Below are 18483 nucleotides of genomic sequence, written 5' to 3'. Positions count from 1 at the left end.
TGTCTTCCTCCTGGCACTCTCACTCAATGAGTGCTAACGACGATCCATAGTGACGTATTCCCCGGGATCAGTCCACCGTCACCGGCACTCGGTGACCGACGCCACGTGCGACGGTACGGCTGCGCGGGCGCGCCACCAGCCGGGAACGCAGGGCCAGGAGCGTGGCCAGGGCGAGCAGCGTGCCGCCCATCGGCACCAGGAATCCGGCGCCGTCCCGGAAGCGGTCCTCCAGCTGTCCGGCGACCGTGACGGCGGCCGCCTGGCCGAGCGCCACCGCGCCGGTGAGCCAGGTGAAGGCCTCGGTGCGGGCGCCGGCCGGGACCAGGCCCTCCACCAGCGTGTAACCGGTGATCAGGGCGGGCGCGATGCACATGCCGACGAGCAGGCCGAGGCCGGCCAGGACGAGCACGGAGTGCGCGGCCCACAGACCGGACGCGGCGAGCGCGAGGGCGGCGTAGCCGATGACGAGGCGCCGCTGCGGGGCCACCTTCCACGCGATGGCGCCGCAGACGATGCCGGAGATCATGTTGCCGGCGGCGAAGACGCCGTACAGGACGCCGTTCAGACCCGGCTCGCCGATCGACTCGGTGAACGCGGCCAGGGACACCTGCATGCCGCCGAAGACGGCACCGATGCCCAGGAAGGTCACGATCAGCACGCGCACCCCGGGGATGCTCAGCGCGGAGGTGTGCTGCACGCGTGTGTGCCCGTCGACGGCGACGGAGGGCTGCGTGCTTCTCTGCGCGGCGAACAGCAGACCGCCGATCAGCGTCAGCGCGGCCTCCGTGATCAGGCCGGCGGCCGGGTCGACGGCGGTGCACAGGGCGGTGGCGAGCAGCGGGCCCACGACGAAGGTCAGCTCGTCGGTGACGGACTCGAAGGCCGCCGCGGTGGTCATGAGGGGCGAGCCCTGGAGCTTCACGCCCCAGCGGGCGCGGACCATCGGACCGACCTGCGGAACCGAGGCGCCGGTGGGCACGGCCGCCACGAACAGCGCCCACAGGGGCGCGTCCGCCAGCGCGAGCGCCGTCAGGGTCAGACCCGCCAGCGTGTGCACCAGCACGCCGGGGATCAGGACCGCACGCTGCCCGTACCGGTCGGCGAGGCGCCCGGTGCAGGGCGCGAACAGCGCCATGGAGACGCCGGTGACGGCCGCGACGGCGCCCGCGGCGCCGTAGGAGCCGGTGGTGTGCTGCACGAGCAGCACGATGGAGATGGTGAGCATCGCGAACGGCTGGCGCGCGGCGAAGCCGGGGAGCAGAAACGTCCAGGCGCCGCGGGTGCGCAGCAGCTGTCCGTATCCCGGGCGGGAGGAAGCCGGCGAGGTCTTCGACGGCTCGGTGGTGACCGTGGATTCCACGGCCCGTGCCTTTCTGCCGCCTGGTAGCGCGGCCCCTGCGGATGGGGGGCGGCGCCGAGAGCTGTCCTCTTGCGCGGAACTGCGGTAGATACCGGCGCCCGCTGCGGGAGCGTCCCGGCCGCCATACGGTCGGCGCCAGCTCTGCGTCAGGCAGAGTTGGTTCGATCAAAGTGCGCCTTCATCGTACAGGGATCAACGGCTGGTGCACCTGTGAAAATGAGCACCACGTCGCCGCAGCGCCTGTGAATGAATGAGGCGTGAACGGTACGAAACGCGCCCTTAACGAAGGGGGGCGCCCCCCGCGCCCGGCTCCCCGCCCTCGCCGTTCGCCCCCAGCCACCCGGCCAGCTTGCCCCCGCGTCCCACCGCCCGAAGGCGCCGCTCCGCCGCGTCCCGTACCGGATCCGTGGCGACCACGAGCAGCTCGTCCCCGCGTCGCAGCACCGTCGTGGGCAGCGGCACGAACGATTTGCCGTCCCGCACGACCAGGGTGACCGCGGCGCCGGCGGGCAGCCGGAGCTCGTTGATCTCGACGCCGTGCATCTTCGAGCCCACGGGGATCGTGACCGACAGCAGGTGGCCCCGCAGCCGCTCCAGTGGCGCCGACTCGATGCCGAGGTCGGCGGCGGCCTCCGCGTCCTCGCCGAGCCGCAGCTTGCGGGCGAGCCAGGGCAGTGTCGGTCCCTGGACGAGGGTGTAGACGACGACCAGGACGAAGACGATGTTGAAGATCCGGCGGCTGTCCTCGACACCGCCGACCATCGGGATCGTCGCCAGGATGATGGGGACGGCGCCGCGCAGGCCGGCCCAGGACATCAGCGTCTGTTCCTGCCACGGCACCCGGAACGGCGTCAGGCAGAGCACCACGCTCAGCGGGCGCGCGATCATCGTCAGCACCAGGCCGATGACGAGGGCGGGCAGGATGTCGTCGCCCAGCTCGTGCGGGGTGACCAGGAGGCCGAGCAGGACGAACATGCCGATCTGGGCCAGCCAGCCGAGCCCGTCGGCGAAGCCGCGGGTGGCCGGCCAGTGGGGCAGCCTGGCGTTGCCCATCACCATGGAGGCGAGGTAGACCGCCAGGAAGCCGCTGCCGTGGGCGATGGCGCCGACCGCGTACGCCGCGACGGCGATGGCCATGACGGCGATCGGGTAGAGGCCGGAGGCGGGCAGTGCCACATGGCGCAGGCCCCAGGAGCCCAGGAAGCCCACCGCGATGCCGATGGCGGCACCGATGGCCAGCTCCAGCGCTATCTCGCCGACCAGGACGTACCAGTGCTCGACGGGACCGGCGTGCGAGAAGGCGACCACCAGGATGACCACGGGGGCGTCGTTGAAGCCGGACTCCGCCTCCAAGGTGCCCGTCACGCGCGCGGGAAGGGGGATTTTGCGCAGCACGGAGAAGACCGCGGCCGCGTCCGTGGAGGACACGACGGCCCCGACGATGAGCGCCTGGCGCCATTCGAGACCGGTCAGGTAGTGCGCGGCTGCCGCCGTCACGCCGACGCTCACCGTGACGCCCGCCAGTGCCAGCGCGGAGGCGGCCGGAAGGGCCGGCTTGATCTCCTTCCACTTCGTGCCCAGACCACCCTCGGCGAGGATCACGACCAGGGCCGCGTACCCGATGACCTGCGTCAGCTCGGCATTGTTGAACTTGATGTCGCCGATGCCGTCCTGGCCCATGGCGATGCCGATGCCCAGGTATACGAGCAGGCTGGGGAGCCCGCTGCGCGAGGAGATCCGGACCGCTGCGACGGCGACGAGCAGGACGAGCGAGCAGATGAGCAGTAGCTGGTTGAGGTCGTGGACAGTCAGCGGCCGTTCCCTTCCCTGGCTCACGGGCACGCGCGCGTGAGCTCACGTACATAGGACACGAAGTGGCTGACTCCGTACCCGACTACTTCGTTACCTTACCTAACTCTTGACGATTTCTTGACGTTCGCCGGGCGTGATCGAACGCTCGTGCGCCGTGGTTCCCCACTCCGGGTCAAGGGGCAGGGGGCCCTGCGCCTATGGTTGCTCCAGCGCTCAGTCAAATGGATAAGCCCGCCTGCCGCTCGCGTTAGGACAGCAAGGACAGCGATGCCCCCCAACACCACCGCCTCTACGGGTCAGCAGCCCGGCAAGTCCGGCAGGAAGAAGGGGCGCAGAGCCCGCCTGATCGTCCTCGTCCTGGTGCTGGCCATGATCGGAGGCGTCGCGTACGGGACGTACTGGTCCATCAGTACGGTCCGTGCCTCGTTCCCGCAGACCAAGGGTTCGATCACGCTCGACGGCCTGTCGGGCCCGGTCGACGTGAAGCGCGACGGCTACGGCATCCCGCAGATCTACGCCTCCTCCGACGAGGACCTGTTCATGGCGCAGGGCTTCGTCCAGGCGCAGGACCGGTTCTACGAGATGGACGTGCGCCGTCACATGACGTCCGGGCGCCTGTCGGAGATGTTCGGCAAGAGCCAGGTCGACAACGACGAGTTCCTGCGCACCCTGGGCTGGGACCGCATCGCCAAGGAGGAGTACGACAGCAAGCTGTCGGACGCCACCAAGAAGTACCTCCAGGCCTACGCCAAGGGAGTCAACGCCTACCTGGAAGGCAAGGAAGGCGAGGAGCTCTCCCTGGAGTACGCCGCCCTCGGTTTCGCCAACGACTACAAGCCCGCGGAGTGGACCCCGGTCGACTCGGTCTCGTGGCTGAAGGCGATGGCCTGGGACCTGCGCGGCAACATGCAGGACGAGATCGACCGCGCCCTGATGACCAGTCGTCTGGGCCCGCAGCAGGTCAAGGACCTCTATCCGCAGTATCCGTACGACCGCAACAAGGCGATCGTCCAGGAGGGCCAGTACGACGAGCTCACCGGGACGTTCGAGCAGGGCGGCGCCTCCACCGGCAGCGCGTCCTCCGACGGCACCTCCACGGCGGGAGCGTCCACGAGCGGCGCCACGGGCCTGCAGAGCCAGCTCTCGGGCCTCTACGGCGTCCTGGAGGACCTGCCCACGGCCGTCGGCGTGAACGGCAACGGCATCGGCTCCAACTCCTGGGTCGTCTCCGGCGATCACACCATCACCGGCAAGCCGCTGCTGGCCAACGACCCGCACCTGTCGGCGTCGTTGCCGTCCGTCTGGTACCAGATGGGCCTGCACTGCCGCAGCGTCTCCAGCAAGTGCCAGTACAACGTCAGCGGTTACACGTTCGCCGGTCTGCCCGGTGTGGTCATCGGCCACAACCAGAACATCTCCTGGGGCATGACCAACTCCGGGGTCGACGTCACCGACCTCTACCTGGAGAAGCTCACCGGCAGCGGCTACCAGTACGACGGCAAGGTCAAGCCCTTCAAGACGCGCGAGGAGACCATCAAGGTCGCCGGCGGCGCGTCCAAGAAGATCGTCGTCCGCGAGACGAACAACGGGCCCCTGCTCTCCGACCGCAGCGACGAACTGGTGAAGGTCGGCAAGAAGGCCACCGTCGACACCTCCGCACCCGACCGCGGCGACGGCTACGGCATCTCCCTGCGCTGGACCGCCCTGGACCCCGGCACCTCCATGGACGCCGTCTTCGCGATGAACAAGGCCGCGAACTGGAGCGACTTCCGCGCCGCCGCCGCCCTGTTCGACGTGCCCTCGCAGAACCTCGTCTACGCCGACACCGAGGGCCACATCGGCTACACCCTGCCCGGAAAGATCCCCAGGCGCGCGGAGAACGTCGACGGCTCCGTCCCGCAGCCCGGCTGGGACTCCAAGTACCGCTGGACCGGCTACATCCCGCAGGACGAGCTGCCCTTCGAGTTCGACCCCGCGCGCGGGTACATCGTCACCGCCAACCAGGCCGTGATCGACAAGGACAAGTACCCCTACACCCTCACCGGGGACTGGGGTTACGGCACGCGCAGCCAGCGCATCACCGACCTGATCAAGTCGAAGATCGACGACGGCGGCAAGATCTCCACCGACGACATGCGTCAGATGCAGCTCGACAACAGCAGCGAGATCGCCAAGCTGCTGGTGCCGAAGCTGCTGGAGATCGACATCGCCGACAAGGACGTCCGCGAGGCGCAGAAGCTCCTGGAGGGCTGGGACTACACCCAGGACGCCGACTCGGCGGCCGCCGCCTACTTCAACTCGGTCTGGCGCAACATCCTCAAGCTCGCCTTCGGCAACAAGCTGCCCAAGGAGCTGCGGGTCAAGGGCCAGTGCCTGTGGGTCGAACCGGTCAACACCACGGGCCCGGCGGACGAGACCGAGGATGTCCGCGAGTGCGGCCAGCGCGACGCCGACCAGGCGCAGCCGGACGGCGGTGACCGCTGGTTCGAGGTCGTCCGGGGCCTCATGGACGACGAGGACAGCGACTGGTGGAAGACCCCCAAGTCGGGCACCCGCCCCAAGGCCGACAACCGTGACGAGCTGTTCGAGCGCGCCATGATCGACGCCCGCTGGGAGCTGACGGCCAAGCTCGGCAAGGACATCGACACCTGGAGCTGGGGCCGGCTGCACCGCCTGTTCCTGAAGAACCAGACCCTCGGCACCGACGGCCCCGGCTTCCTGCAGTACGCCCTCAACCGCGGCCCCTGGAGGCTCAGCGGCGGCGAGGCGACGGTCAACGCCACCGGCTGGAACGCCGCCGGCGGCTACGGCGTCGTCTGGGTGCCGTCGATGCGGATGGTGGTCAACCTCGGCAACCTCGACAAGTCGAAGTGGATCAACCTCACCGGCGCCTCCGGGCACGCCTACAACGCCCACTACACCGACCAGACGGACAAGTGGGCCGACGGCGAGCTGCTGGACTGGTCCTTCTCCGACGGCGCGGTCGACAAGAGCACGAGCGACACCCTGGTGCTGAAGCCGTGAGCCGGTCACGGTGAACGCACGAAAGGGCCCTTCACACGCGCGTGAAGGGCCCTTTCGCATGGGGGGAGGAGCCGTCTCAGGCCGCCCGGAAGCGGCGTACGCCCGACGGCGTCACCACCGCGTGCACCGGCCGGTCGTGCGCCTCGGCCGGGACGCGCTCGACGACCTCCGCGTCGTACAGCAGCACCACCAGCGCGGGGTGCACGTCCGCGCGCTCCAGGCGCGCGAGCACACGGTCGTACGAGCCCCCGCCGCGCCCCAGGCGCATCCCGCGCGCGTCCACCGCGAGGCCCGGCAGCAGCACCACGTCCGCGGTGGTCACGGCGTCCGGTCCGAGGCGTTGGCCGATGGGCTCGAAGAGCGCCATCCTTCCGCCGTGTTGGACCGGTGCGAGGGAGTCCTCGCCGGTGTAGGCGCCCCAGTCGAGGTCGTTGTCCGGCAGGAGCGCGGGGAGCAGGACGTGCACGCTCCGCGCGCGCAGCGCGTCCAGCAGCGCGAGCGTGCCCGGTTCGCTCCCCACGGAGACGTACGCCGCCACCGTGCGCGCCCGCGCCAGCTCGGGCAGCTCCAGCGCCCGCCCCGCCAGCGCGACCGCCGCCTCCCGCACGTCATCAGCCGTCAACCTGTTCCTCACCGCGAGGAACTCTCGCCGCAACGTTCGCTTGTCAGGCTCAGCCGGACGTCCGATCTGACTCAATGGTCGTACCCGTACCCTTTCAATACGCTCATATGAGAGCCAATTAACCGGAGCCACAGATTCCCTACAAAGGCACCGGATAAGGTTGCGGGCATGACTCAGTCGCACCCTCGGATCAGCAAGGCTGTCATTCCCGCAGCAGGTCTCGGCACCCGGTTCCTGCCGGCCACCAAGGCCACTCCCAAGGAGATGCTGCCGGTCGTCGACAAGCCGGCGATCCAGTATGTGGTCGAGGAGGCCGTCTCCGCGGGCCTCGACGACGTCCTCATGATCACCGGCCGCAACAAGCGCCCCCTTGAGGACCACTTCGACCGCAACTACGAGCTGGAGTCCGCCCTTCAGAAGAAGGGCGACGCCGGCCGGCTCGCCAAGGTGCAGGAGTCCAGCGACCTCGCCACCATGCACTACGTGCGCCAGGGCGACCCCAAGGGGCTCGGCCACGCGGTGCTGTGCGCGGCCCCGCACGTCGGCCACGAGCCCTTCGCGGTGCTCCTCGGCGACGACCTCATCGACCCGCGCGACCCGCTGCTCGCGCGCATGGTCGAGGTCCAGGAGCAGCGCGGCGGCAGCGTCATCGCGCTCATGGAGGTCGCTCCCGAGCAGATCCACCTCTACGGCTGCGCCGCGGTGGAGGCCACCGAGGACGGCGACGTCGTCAAGGTGACCGGCATGGTCGAGAAGCCCGACGCCGCGGACGCCCCGTCGAACTACGCGATCATCGGCCGCTATGTCCTCGACCCGCACATCTTCGACATACTCCGCAAGACCGAGCCCGGTCGCGGCGGTGAGATCCAGCTCACCGACGCCCTCCAGCAGCTCGCCGAGGACGAGAAGGTCGGCGGCCCGGTGCACGGCGTCGTCTTCAAGGGCCGCCGCTATGACACCGGTGACCGTGGCGACTACCTGCGTGCCATTGTCAGGCTCGCATGCGAACGTGAAGACCTGGGCCCGGACTTCCGGACCTGGCTTCGCAGTTACGTAGCCGAGGAGATGTAGCCACTTTGAGCAGCGCCGCGCCCCGCACCACAGGCCGGGACCACCTCTGGTCGGTGGACGAACACCTGGAGGACATCCTCGCGACCGTCCGTCCCCTCGAACCCATCGAGCTGCAACTCCTCGACGCCCAGGGCTGCGTCCTGGTCGAGGACGTCACGGTGCCGGTGTCCCTGCCGCCGTTCGACAACAGCTCCATGGACGGGTACGCGGTGCGGGTCGCCGATGTCGCGGGCGCGAGCGAGGAGTTCCCGGCGGTCCTGGAGGTCGTCGGGGACGTCGCCGCGGGCCAGGCGGAGCTGCTGCACGTCGGCCCCGGCCAGGCCGCCCGCATCATGACCGGCGCCCCGCTGCCGCCCGGCGCGGAGACGGTCGTACCCGTCGAATGGACCGATGGAGGCCTCGGCGAGGGACCGGTGGCCGGGATGCGCGCCCGCAGTCTCGCCCCCGAGGGCGCCTCCGGGTATGTGCATGTGTACCGGCCCGCCGAGGCACGCGCGCACGTGCGCGCCAAGGGCAGCGACGTGAAGGCCGGTGACCGTGCCCTGGAGGCCGGCACCGTCCTCGGCCCGCCGCAGATCGCCCTGCTCGCCGCGATCGGCCGCGGCACGGTACGCGTACGCCCGCGCCCGCGGGTGGTCGTGATGTCCACCGGCAGCGAACTCGTCCAGCCCGACCAGCAGTTGCGCAGCGGCCAGATCTACGACTCCAACAGCTTCGCCCTCACGGCGGCCGCGCGGGACGCCGGCGCCATCGCCTACCGCGTGGGCGCCGTCGCCGACGACGCCGAGACGCTGCGCTCCACCATCGAGGACCAGCTGGTGCGCGCCGACCTCATGGTCACCACCGGCGGGGTGAGCGTCGGGGCGTACGACGTCGTCAAGGAGGCGCTGCAGTCCGTCGGCGACGAGGACGAGGCGGGCAGCGGCATCGACTTCCGCAAGCTCGCCATGCAGCCCGGCAAGCCCCAGGGCTTCGGCTCCATCGGCCCCGACCACACCCCGCTGCTGGCCCTCCCCGGAAACCCCGTGTCGTCGTACGTCTCCTTCGAGCTGTTCGTGCGTCCCGCGATCCGCGCGCTGATGGGCCTGGAGGACGTCCACCGGCCGCGCACGACCGCGACTTTCACGGCCGACAAGGCGCTGACCTCGCCGAAGGGGCGCCGGCAGTTCCTGCGCGGGACATACGCCGACGGCGCCGTGACCCCGGTCGGCGGGGCCGGATCGCACCTGGTCGCCGCCCTCGCGCACGCCGACGCGCTGATCGTCGTCCCCGAGGACACCGAGTCCGTCGAGCCCGGCGCCGAGGTCGAGGTCGTGCTGCTCGGCTGAGCGCACGCGCGTGCGCCGGTCCTGCTCCGGTGCGCGCGCCGACTTGGCGGTACCGTGTCGCGCACAGCAGGCCCAGCGCCGCACCGCCACGGGCCCGGACCGGGAGCGCCACACAGCATGAGTACGCAGGACCGACTGACGCACATCGACGAGGCGGGCGCGGCCCGCATGGTCGACGTATCCGGCAAGGACGTGACCGCGCGCACCGCTCGCGCGAGCGGGCGCGTCCTGGTCTCCCCCCGGGTGATCGAACTGCTGCGCGGCGAGGGCGTCCCCAAGGGCGACGCGCTGGCCACCGCGCGGATCGCGGGCATCATGGGCGCCAAGCGCACCCCGGACCTGATCCCGCTGTGCCACCCGTTGTCGGTGTCGGGTGTGAAACTGGATCTGTCGGTCGCGGACGATGCCGTGGAGATCCAGGCCACCGTCAAGACCACGGACCGCACGGGCGTCGAGATGGAGGCCCTCACCGCGGTCTCCGTCGCCGCGCTCACCGTGATCGACATGGTCAAGGCGGTCGACAAGGGAGCGGTCATCACCGACGTACGGGTGGAGGAGAAGACGGGCGGCAAGTCGGGCGACTGGAGCCGGGCATGACATATCGCGCGCTGGTCGTCACCGCCTCCAACCGGGCCGCCGCCGGGGTCTACGAGGACAAGGGCGGCCCGCTGGTCTCGGACGGCCTCAAGGGCTTCGGCTTCGACGTCGACGGCCCGCAGATCGTGCCGGACGGTGACCCCGTGGAGGCCGCGCTGCGCGCCGCCGTGGAGGCCGGGTACGACGTCGTCGTCACCACCGGCGGCACCGGCGTCTCGCCGACCGACCGCACGCCCGAGGCGACCCGCAAGGTGATCGACTACGAGGTGCCCGGCATCGCGGAGGCCATCAGGGCGTTCGGACGCGAGAAGGTGCCGACCGCCGCGCTCTCCCGGGGCCTTGGCGGGGTGGCGGGCAGCACGCTGATCGTCAATCTGCCGGGTTCCACCGGCGGTGTGAAGGACGGTCTCGCGGTCCTGGAGCCCCTGCTGGTCCACGCCGTCGACCAGATCCGCGGCGGCGATCACCCCAGACCCGGCCCGGGCAGTGGGGGTGCGAGCTGAACAGCCCATCCTGGCCCGCGGTACTGGCGGACGGCGATGTCGTCCTCCGGCCGATAAAGCTTCGTGACCAGCGGGCCTGGCGTGAGGTCAACCGGCGCAACCGGGACTGGCTGCGGCCCTGGGAGGCGACCATTCCGCCGCCCACGCCCAGCGGGCCGATCGCGCACCGGCCGACCTACCGCCAGATGGTCCGGCATCTGCGCTCCGAGGCGAACGCGGGCCGCATGCTGCCGTTCGTCATCGAGTACCAGGGGCGGCTGGTCGGGCAGTTGACGGTCGCCGGGATCACCTGGGGCTCGATGTGCTCGGGGCACGTCGGCTACTGGGTGGACGAGGCGGTGGCCGGCCGCGGGGTGATGCCGACGGCCGTGGCGCTCGTCGCGGACCACTGCTTCCGCACCGTCGGACTCCACCGCATCGAGGTCTGCATTCGTCCGGAGAACGGGCCGAGCCGCCGGGTGGTGGAGAAACTCGGATTCCGTGAGGAGGGGCTGCGGCCCCGTTATCTCCACATCGACGGGGCCTGGCGCGACCATCTCGTGTTCGCGCTCACAGCGGAAGAGGTGCCCGACGGGTTGCTGAACCGCTGGCACCGGGCACACTCCCGGGGGAACCCCGCGCAGCCCGGGTAATTGAATAAACGTTCGAAATTGATCGCCTCGCGACCGTCTCGTAGCCCTGAATTCGCATCCTCTGCGGCCTGCTGATCGCATCGGTCACAAAAAAATTTCGAAATATCAGCCAGATCGTGCGACACACCGGCTCAATTGGCAGATGGCCTCACGCAAACCCCTCTACCGTGTGAGGCGTGAGCAGCAGCGGCCTCATCTACGCAGTCATTGTCGGGGCCTGGGCCGCCTACTTGGTGCCGATGTGGCTCCGTAGGCAGGACGAGCTGAACGAGGCCCGTCCGACGGAACGCTTCAGCACAGCCATCCGGTTGCTGTCCGGACGGGCGGGGATGGAGCGCCGGTATGCCAAGGACCTGCGCGCGCGCTCCGCCGACGAGGGGGAGCCCAGCGCCGACGACCCGGACGGCGTCACCGCATCGGTGGACGTCCGGGCCTTCGCCATGCCTCCGACGCGCCCACAGGCGCAGGCGGCGGTGCCGGCGCGCACGGAGGACAAGGAGCGGTCCGAACCGGCGCGCGCGCAAGCGGCCGCGCCGGCGCCCGGAGCCGGACCCGCGCCGGCGCAGCAGTCCCAGAAGGCGCAGACGGCGCAGAAACCGGTCCCGGCCGCACGGCGCACGCCTCCCACGCCCGCCGCGGAAGCGGCCGCCGCGCGCGCCCGGCGCATGAAGGCGCTCGCGCGCCGTCGGCGCACCACCGTGATGCTCTTCCTCGCCTTCACGCTCGGCGCGATCGTCGCCGCCGTCGGAGGGCTCGCGTTCCTGTGGGCGCCGGGTGCGCCCGCCGTCATGCTCAGCGCGTACATCGCGTATCTGCGCTCCCAGGAGCGCCGCCGTTTCGCGTACCAGATGGACCGCCGCCGAGCCGAAGCCGCCGCGCAGCGGCTCAGGGAGCGTGCGCGCCAGCCGCGCCGGCGTATGCCCGCCGAAGCCGGCGCGGACGCAGAGGAGCCCCACGAAGGCCCCGGATCACAGACCGACCCGGGGCTGTCGGCGCTCGCCGCGGACCGGCGGGCGCTCGTCGAGCAGACCGATCACGCCGAGTGGGTCGATCAGCAGCGCGAGCGTCAGCGGCGGCCGGGGCAGGGCGACAGCTGGGATCCGGTGCCGGTGCCGTTGCCCACCTATGTGACCGCGCCGGTCGCGCCGCGGGCCACGGCGCATGTGGATCTGGGGGCGCCCGACACATGGAGCTCGGCGCGTTCCAGTGCGGTCGCGCCGGAGCGGGAGGCGGAGTCCCGCGCCGCCGCGGGCGAGCCGACGGAAACGGACGACGGTGAGGACAGGGCGGACGGCGGCGGGCGCAGTGACGCCCGCCGGGCGGCGTCCGCCCGGCGGGCACGCGAGCGTGGACGCACGCCGTTGTTCGACCAGTACGACGATGGCGGGCGGCCGCGGGCGGCCAACGAGTAGGCGGCCCCGAGGCGCCCGCACCCCCACCGCACCGGGCCGGATGCCCGGCCGGGAACGGATTTCCAAGCGGGCGGACCGGGATGCTAGAGTTTCACTCGTTGCAAGGGCCTGTGGCGCAGTCCGGTAGCGCACCTCGTTCGCATCGAGGGGGCCAGGGGTTCAAATCCCCTCAGGTCCACCGCAACAACTGCCCCTGAGGAATCAGGCAGTTGATGAGATCCCGTCCGATCGGTTGATCGGGCGGGATCTTTTTTGCCCAGGTGGCTGACGTGGGGTCAGGTGGCATCATGCTGCACCGCCCACCGGGGATGCGCGGGCGCGTCCGGTGCCCCCGCACGGGGGCGGAGCCCGGCGGGTGGGTGTCTGGTGGGCCGCGGTGCAGCTCAGGGGGCGGGCCCGGCAAGTGGGACGGGCGGTTCCGCTGTCAGCACCCTGCCAGCGCAGGTCCCTGCATTCCTTTTTCCTGGTGATCCGTGGGGTGCTCCTCCAGAATTTAATCACCGGGCGACGGGAAGTCGGCCGGGGGGACCAAATGGGGAATTCATAATTCCGAGGGGGAATTATTTTCATGGGCAAGAATCTGCTGCGTGCCGTGGTCGTCGCTCTGGGTCTCGTCCTCGTCGGCGTCGGTGTGGAGAGCACGGCGGCCGGGACCGCGGGCGGGGGCTCGTCGGTCGGGGCGCTCAAGGACCCGATCTGGGGGACGGCGCCCGAGACCGAAGGTGCAGACCCCATTTGGGGCTGATTTCTGCCCGGTCGAGTAAGATTTCGGCCAAGCTTGTCTGAAAAGGACCCATCCCTCGGGGGTGGGTCCTTTGTTACTGCCCGGTTTGATCACGCATTCATTGCGGAACCGTTTCTCCCTCCACATAATTGGCCGAGAGCTGACGGCTGCATCACGGAGGCGAGGGGGCGTGCGTGCTGGAACCGCTGGGGTTGGGGGCCCATGCGGCCGAGGTCTACCGGGCCATGCTCAAGAGGCCGGATTTCAGCCTTGACGATCTGGTGGCGAACCTGGGCTGGCAGCCCGAGCTGGTCAGATCGGCCCTCGACGAATGTGTACGACTTGCGCTCATCAAACCGTCCTGGGACGCGCCCGGCGAACTGCGCGTCGTAAGCCCGGAGGTCGGCCTCCAGGCCCTGCTCACCCGCCAGGAGAACGAATTCCTGGAGCGGCAGAAGCGGATAGCCGAGGCGCGCCTCGAAGTGGCCCGGTTCATCGACGAGTACACCGCGGCCCAGCAGCGGCAGCGCAACACCGTCATCGAGCGGCTCATCGGAATCGATGAAATCCGTACGCGCATCGAGGAATTCACTCAGGAATGCGAAACGGAGCTTCTCGCTTTCGCCACGGGTGGCCCCCAGACGGAGGCCAGCCGGGAGGCGAGCCGGCCGTTGTGCGAGAAGCTCGCCCAGCGCGGCGTGGTGATGCGCAGCATTTACCTGGACAGCGTTTACAACGACCCCGCGACGGTCGAGCATCTGCGCTGGCTGCACTCGCACGGTGATCAGGTGCGTACGACGGCGTCGTTGCCGTCGCGGATGCTGCTGTTCGACCGTATGCGCGCGGTGCTGCCGATCGATCCCGACGCCTCGGCCGCGGGCGCGCTCGTCCTGCACGGGCGGGGGATCATCACGATCCTGGGTGAGCTCTTCGAGCGGGTGTGGGAGAACGCGCTGCCCTTCAGCGGGGGGCGGCCGCAACCACGGGACCGCGGTGGCGAGGAGCTGTCCGGGCAGGAGCAGGCCGTGCTGCGGCTGCTCGGTGAGGGGCTCACCGACGAGGTGGTCGCCCGCAAGCTCGGCGTCTCGGTGCGGACCGGGCGGCGTATCACCGCCGAGCTCATGGGGCGGCTCGGCGCCCGTAGCCGCTTCCAGGCGGGACTGCGGGCCGCGCAGCTCGGCTGGCTGGAGGGCGCGGAGCCGGAGAGCAGCAGTACGGCTGTGTAGCCGTACGGGGCGATGCCCCGGCGCCCGTCTCGCGAAGACACCGTATAGGCCTCGTATAGCGGTCGATTCCACTCTCGGATCAACGCATGGAGGACCGAGTCACCGGACCCGGACTCCGATACCGATCCCTCATTGGAGTCGAGATGCCCAACGCGAACGTGACGACCGTTCTGGACGCGGCCCGCAAGCAGGAGATCAAGGAGATCGTCTGCGACATCCTTGAGATCGACGAGGACGAGGTCACCGAGACCAGCCTCTTCAAGGAGGAGCACGACGCGGACTCGCTGCGTGCCATCGAGATCCTCGCCGCGCTGGAGCGCACCCAGAACGTCACCATCGACCAGGCCGAGCTCAGCCGCATGGTCAACCTGGAGGGCGTCTACGTCGTGGTCGCCGAGGCCGCCCAGAACTGATCTGCCGTCCCGACCGTCAGATGGGTGAGCTTCGATGAACGCTTCGAGCAACACAGGGCGCCGGGTGGTCATCACCGGACTCGGCGTGGTCACCAGCATCGGCATCGGTGTGGAGGCCTTCACCGCCGGCCTCCGGGCGGGACGCAGCGGCGTCAAACCGATCACCGCGTTCGACACGACCGGCTTCGCCCACGCCAACGGCTGCGAGGTCACCGACTTCGAGCCGGAGCAGTGGGTCACCCGGCAGTCTCCCGAGGAGCTGGGCCGGGCGAGCCAGTTCTCGGTGGCGGCCGCCAGGATGGCGGTCCAGGACGCGGGTCTGAGCGTCGCGGACGTGAGGGCCCGCCGCTCCCTGGTGTCCGTCGGCACCACGGACGGCGAGTCCCGCGACCTCGACCAGCTCGTCGCCGCGAGCCTGGACAGCGGGCCCGAGGAGTACGAGCCGACCGTCGCCCGGCGCATCCCCGCCGGACGCCTGTCCGCCGGGATCGTGCGTGAGCTGGAACTGGAGGACGTCGAGGCCGTCACCATTCCGACCGCGTGCGCGGCGGGCAACTACGCCGTCGGCTACGGCTATGACGCCATCCGCAGCGGGGACGTGGACGTCGCCCTGTGCGGGGGCGCCGACGCGGCCTGCCGCAAGACCTTCACCGGCTTCTACCGGCTCGGCACCATCGCCCCCGAGGTGTGCCGGCCCTTCGACAAGGACCGCGAGGGCATCCTGACCGGCGAGGGCGCGGGCATCCTCCTCATGGAGAGCCTGGAGTCGGCGCTCGCCCGCGGTGCGCGCATCTACGCCGAGGTGCTGGGGTACGGCCTGGCCTGCGACGCCCTGCATCCCGTCGCCCCGGACCAGGACAGCATCGCCCGCACGATCCGTATCGCGCACCGCAACGCGGGGGTGACGCCGGATCAGGTCGACTTCGTCTCCGCGCACGGCACCGGGACGAAGGCCAACGACATCACCGAGGCGGGCGCCATCCGCCAGGTGTTCGGCGCGGACGCCATGCCGCGCACCGTCTCCATCAAGTCGATGATCGGCCACAGCATGGGCGCCGCCAGCGCGGTCGCCGCGGCGGCCTGCGCGCTCGCGCTCACCGAGGGATTCATCCCGCCGACGGTCAACCACCGGGAGACCGACCCCGAGTGCGGGGTGGACTGCGTGCCCAACGAGGCGGTCGAGGCGGAGCTGAACGTCGTACAGAACAACGCGCTCGCCTTCGGCGGCAACAACGCCGTGCTGATCCTCGGGGCGTACCGGGGTGCAGCGGTGGGTGCGGCATGAGCTGGATCGTGACCGGGATGGGCGCCGTCGCCAGCATCGGCGGCAGCGTCGAGGAGATCTTCGACTCGCTGGTCGCCGGGCGCAGTGGCCTCGGGCCGTTGCGCGGGTACGACCGGGAGAAGTTCAGGGCGCAGGTGGCGTACGAGATCGACGACCGGCCGGCGCCGGGCGTGGATGTGCCGCTGCGGGCGACCCGTTGGCTGGAGCAGGCCGTCGCGGCGGCCGCGGCGGACGCCGGGCTCGGGGACGACCTGTCCGGGGTGCCGGTGCTGGTCGGCACCACCTTGCGCGAGCTGCGCTCGGTGGAGCTGTCCTGGCGGGACAAGGTGCCCTTCGACGCGGCCGACCTGCACTTCGGCACCATGCTGCGGCGCCGGTTCGGGGCCGCGGACACGCACACCGTGGCCAACGCCTGTTCGGCCTCGCTGTACACGCTGGCGCTCGGCACCGATCTGCTGGAACTGGGGGCGGCGGACACCGTCGTCGTCGCCGGGGTCGACACCATCAGCGAGAGCACGTACGGGCTGCTGGACCGCTGCTACCCCGAGGCGCCCGACCGGGTACGGCCCTTCGACCGGGCCCGGCGCGGGATGCTCCAGGGCGAGGGTGCGGTGGCCGTGGTGCTGCGCCGGGAGAGCGACGGGCCCGGGGCGGCGGGGCGGGTGCACGCGCGCGTGCGGGGCGTCGCCGTCAACTGCGATGCCCATCATCCCTCCGCGCCGGACGCGAAGAACATCACCGCCGCGGTGCGCGAGGCGCACGAGAGGGCGGGCGTACGGCCGGCCGACATCGACCTGGTGATGCTGCACGGCACGGGGACGCCGCTGAACGACGAGGCCGAATCGACGGCGCTCGGCGCGGTGTTCGCGGGCGTCGAACCCTCGCCGTACATGACGGCGATCAAGTCGATGACCGGGCACACCGCGGGGGCGTCCGGGCTGCACAGCCTGGTCGCGGCGGTGGACGTGCTGCGCGGCGGGACGGTGCCGCCGACCGTGTATCTGGACGATCCCGTGGAGGCCGTGGCCGGGTTCCGGCTCGTGCGCGGGGTCGCCGAGCGGGCGGACGGGCCGTTGCGGATCGCGCAGATCGACTCCTTCGGCTTCGGCGGGCTCAACGCGGTCGCTGTCGTGGAGCTCGTGGACTCGGTACGGGAAGGAGCGGGCAGTTGAGTGCCGCAAACACGGCGCGGACCGTGATCACCGGGCTCGGTACGGCCGTACGAGGTCTGGACGGGCCGGGTGGACTGCTCGGTCCGCTGCCCGCGGGGCACCGGTCGGCGGCCGATCCCGTCTCCCGGCTCACCGGGCGCGGGCTGCGCTACAAGGACCGGGCCACGAAACTGGCCATGGCCGCGGCGCGGGACGCGCTGGACGCGGCCGGACTGCTCGACGGTGCCGGGGAGGTGACGGTGCCGGGCGAGAGTGTCGGGGTCGTCGCCAGCACCAACTACGGCAACTGCGACACCGTCTGCGAGACGGTGCGGACGATCGCCGAGTCGACGTATCTGGGGACCAGCCCGATGCTGCTGCCGGCCACCTCCAGCAATGTGGTCGCCTCCTGGGTGGCCATCACGCACGGGCTGCGCGGCGCCAACCTGACGCTGTGCAACGGGCCGACCTCCGGGCTCGACGCCGTGAACTGGGCCCGGCTGCTGGTCGCCGCCGGGCGGGTGGAGCGGGTGCTCGTCGTCGGGGTCGAGCCGGACAACGCGGCCGTACGGCATGTCACGCGGACACCGGACCCGGACGGCGCCGACGGCACGGACGGGGCGCCGGAGCTCTTCGACGGGGCGGCCGCGCTGGTCGTCGAGTCGCTCGCGTCGGCCGAGGCGCGCGGGGTGCGGGCGCTGGCGGTGCTCGGGCCGTACGCGCGCCGGGGCGATCACGCCGCCGCCGTCGCGGAGGTACGGGCGCTGCGGCCCGGGCCGGTGGGGCTGTGGTGCGTACCGGAGCATCCCGCCGGGCTTCGCGCCCCGGCGCCCGCGCTCGGGGCGTCCGCCGGTTCGGTCCCCGTCCACGACCTCTCCGCCCTGTACGGCCCGTCGTCCGGCGCGCTGGGCGTGCTGCAGTGCGCGACGGCCGCCGTCTGGCTCGCGGAGCACGAGGACACGGTCCTCGTCAGCGCGGGCACGGGCGACGCCGGCGGCGACGACGCGGGCGCGGCCCTGCTGCTGACGGCACCGGAGGCGCTCGCGGTGGCGGGCAGTGCGGCATGAGCGCGCAGGGCGTACCGACTGCGGGCACAGCGCACGATGCCGGCTCCGGCGCGAGCGCGGAGCGGAGTGCGCGCCCTGATCAGGGTGCGACTGGCGAGGACGGCGTGCGAGCCGACGGCTCTGCGGCGCGCGGCGTGAGCCCACAGCGCGCGGAGCAGGTTGCGCGCCCCCGGCAGGGCGGTGCGTGCGGGGCGCGGGCTGGTGGGCTTGTGCCTGGCTCGGGGGACCGTGCCACGGCGGCCGGGCCTGCCGCGCG

General features: G+C 71.0%; 16 protein-coding genes and 1 tRNA gene. 14 read left to right on the top strand and 3 right to left on the bottom strand.

Annotated elements, in window-relative coordinates; genetic code table 11:
- Positions 1-67: 67 nt before the first annotated feature.
- The gene (locus RMT89_RS14590; RefSeq protein ID WP_315884172.1) at positions 68-1360 is read right to left on the bottom strand and encodes an MFS transporter; all 1293 of its coding nucleotides are present in this window, start codon (positions 1358-1360) and stop codon (positions 68-70) included.
- Positions 1361-1639: 279 nt separating this feature from the next.
- Positions 1640-3202 carry a potassium/proton antiporter gene (locus RMT89_RS14585; RefSeq protein WP_315884171.1) on the bottom strand — a complete coding sequence of 521 codons (1563 nt, stop codon included), beginning with the start codon at positions 3200-3202 and terminating at the stop codon, positions 1640-1642.
- 237 nt (positions 3203-3439) lie between these two features.
- Here RMT89_RS14585 and RMT89_RS14580 point away from each other — a divergent pair, with 237 nt between their 5' ends.
- The gene (locus RMT89_RS14580) at positions 3440-6196 is read left to right on the top strand and encodes a penicillin acylase family protein (RefSeq protein ID WP_315884170.1); all 2757 of its coding nucleotides are present in this window, start codon (positions 3440-3442) and stop codon (positions 6194-6196) included.
- 76 nt (positions 6197-6272) lie between these two features.
- Here the strand turns inward: RMT89_RS14580 and RMT89_RS14575 are convergent, their stop codons facing one another.
- Complete coding sequence (locus RMT89_RS14575; protein ID WP_315884169.1) at positions 6273-6893, bottom strand: 5-formyltetrahydrofolate cyclo-ligase; 621 nt, start codon at positions 6891-6893, stop codon at positions 6273-6275.
- A 93-nt stretch (positions 6894-6986) separates the two neighbouring features.
- Between RMT89_RS14575 and galU the strand changes: the two genes are divergently transcribed.
- From galU to RMT89_RS14510, 13 genes are all read left to right on the top strand, one after another.
- On the top strand, positions 6987-7889 hold the full coding sequence (gene galU / locus RMT89_RS14570) for a UTP--glucose-1-phosphate uridylyltransferase GalU (RefSeq protein ID WP_315884168.1): 903 nt from the start codon (positions 6987-6989) through the stop codon (positions 7887-7889).
- Positions 7890-7894: 5 nt separating this feature from the next.
- Positions 7895-9217 (top strand): gephyrin-like molybdotransferase Glp, encoded by a 1323-nt coding sequence (gene glp / locus RMT89_RS14565; protein WP_315884167.1) that lies wholly within the window; start codon positions 7895-7897, stop codon positions 9215-9217.
- Positions 9218-9334: 117 nt separating this feature from the next.
- Entirely contained in the window at positions 9335-9814 is a 480-nt protein-coding gene (gene moaC / locus RMT89_RS14560) for a cyclic pyranopterin monophosphate synthase MoaC (protein ID WP_315884166.1), read from the top strand.
- The gene (locus tag RMT89_RS14555; protein ID WP_315884165.1) at positions 9811-10317 is read left to right on the top strand and encodes a molybdenum cofactor synthesis domain-containing protein; all 507 of its coding nucleotides are present in this window, start codon (positions 9811-9813) and stop codon (positions 10315-10317) included. Before moaC ends, RMT89_RS14555 begins: the two co-directional genes overlap by 4 nt.
- Positions 10314-10949, top strand: coding sequence for a GNAT family protein (locus RMT89_RS14550; RefSeq protein ID WP_315884262.1), 636 nt, complete (start codon positions 10314-10316; stop codon positions 10947-10949). The genes RMT89_RS14555 and RMT89_RS14550 overlap by 4 nt, the downstream gene beginning before the upstream one ends.
- 176 nt (positions 10950-11125) lie before the next feature.
- On the top strand, positions 11126-12361 hold the full coding sequence (gene glpR, locus RMT89_RS14545; protein ID WP_315884164.1) for a gephyrin-like molybdotransferase receptor GlpR: 1236 nt from the start codon (positions 11126-11128) through the stop codon (positions 12359-12361).
- A gap of 104 nt (positions 12362-12465) precedes the next feature.
- Positions 12466-12539, top strand: a tRNA-Ala gene (locus tag RMT89_RS14540).
- A 390-nt stretch (positions 12540-12929) separates the two neighbouring features.
- On the top strand, positions 12930-13106 hold the full coding sequence (locus RMT89_RS14535) for a hypothetical protein (RefSeq protein WP_315884163.1): 177 nt from the start codon (positions 12930-12932) through the stop codon (positions 13104-13106).
- A gap of 173 nt (positions 13107-13279) precedes the next feature.
- Positions 13280-14311, top strand: coding sequence for a helix-turn-helix transcriptional regulator (locus RMT89_RS14530; protein WP_315884162.1), 1032 nt, complete (start codon positions 13280-13282; stop codon positions 14309-14311).
- Between the two features lie 143 nt (positions 14312-14454).
- A complete protein-coding gene (locus tag RMT89_RS14525; RefSeq protein WP_315884161.1) occupies positions 14455-14724 on the top strand; it encodes an acyl carrier protein in 270 nt (89 codons plus the stop codon).
- 34 nt (positions 14725-14758) lie between these two features.
- Complete coding sequence (locus tag RMT89_RS14520; protein ID WP_315884160.1) at positions 14759-16009, top strand: beta-ketoacyl-[acyl-carrier-protein] synthase family protein; 1251 nt, start codon at positions 14759-14761, stop codon at positions 16007-16009.
- The gene (locus tag RMT89_RS14515; protein WP_315884159.1) at positions 16006-17181 is read left to right on the top strand and encodes a beta-ketoacyl synthase N-terminal-like domain-containing protein; all 1176 of its coding nucleotides are present in this window, start codon (positions 16006-16008) and stop codon (positions 17179-17181) included. The genes RMT89_RS14520 and RMT89_RS14515 overlap by 4 nt, the downstream gene beginning before the upstream one ends.
- The gene (locus tag RMT89_RS14510) at positions 17178-18227 is read left to right on the top strand and encodes a beta-ketoacyl synthase N-terminal-like domain-containing protein (protein WP_315884158.1); all 1050 of its coding nucleotides are present in this window, start codon (positions 17178-17180) and stop codon (positions 18225-18227) included. The genes RMT89_RS14515 and RMT89_RS14510 overlap by 4 nt, the downstream gene beginning before the upstream one ends.
- Positions 18228-18483 lie beyond the last annotated feature (256 nt).

Origin of the sequence: Streptomyces sp. P17 (genome assembly GCF_032436805.1) — a bacterium.
Classification (GTDB): domain Bacteria; phylum Actinomycetota; class Actinomycetes; order Streptomycetales; family Streptomycetaceae; genus Streptomyces.
This window is presented reverse-complemented; position numbering and strand designations above follow the sequence as displayed.

Coding starts and splice junctions, on each gene's coding strand:
- RMT89_RS14555 (WP_315884165.1), top strand. CDS start 9,811: ATGACATATCGCGCGCTGGTCGTCACCGCCTCCAACCGGGCCGCCGCC.
- RMT89_RS14520 (WP_315884160.1), top strand. CDS start 14,759: ATGAACGCTTCGAGCAACACAGGGCGCCGGGTGGTCATCACCGGACTC.
- galU (WP_315884168.1), top strand. CDS start 6,987: ATGACTCAGTCGCACCCTCGGATCAGCAAGGCTGTCATTCCCGCAGCA.
- RMT89_RS14515 (WP_315884159.1), top strand. CDS start 16,006: ATGAGCTGGATCGTGACCGGGATGGGCGCCGTCGCCAGCATCGGCGGC.
- RMT89_RS14580 (WP_315884170.1), top strand. CDS start 3,440: ATGCCCCCCAACACCACCGCCTCTACGGGTCAGCAGCCCGGCAAGTCC.
- RMT89_RS14535 (WP_315884163.1), top strand. CDS start 12,930: ATGGGCAAGAATCTGCTGCGTGCCGTGGTCGTCGCTCTGGGTCTCGTC.
- RMT89_RS14525 (WP_315884161.1), top strand. CDS start 14,455: ATGCCCAACGCGAACGTGACGACCGTTCTGGACGCGGCCCGCAAGCAG.
- moaC (WP_315884166.1), top strand. CDS start 9,335: ATGAGTACGCAGGACCGACTGACGCACATCGACGAGGCGGGCGCGGCC.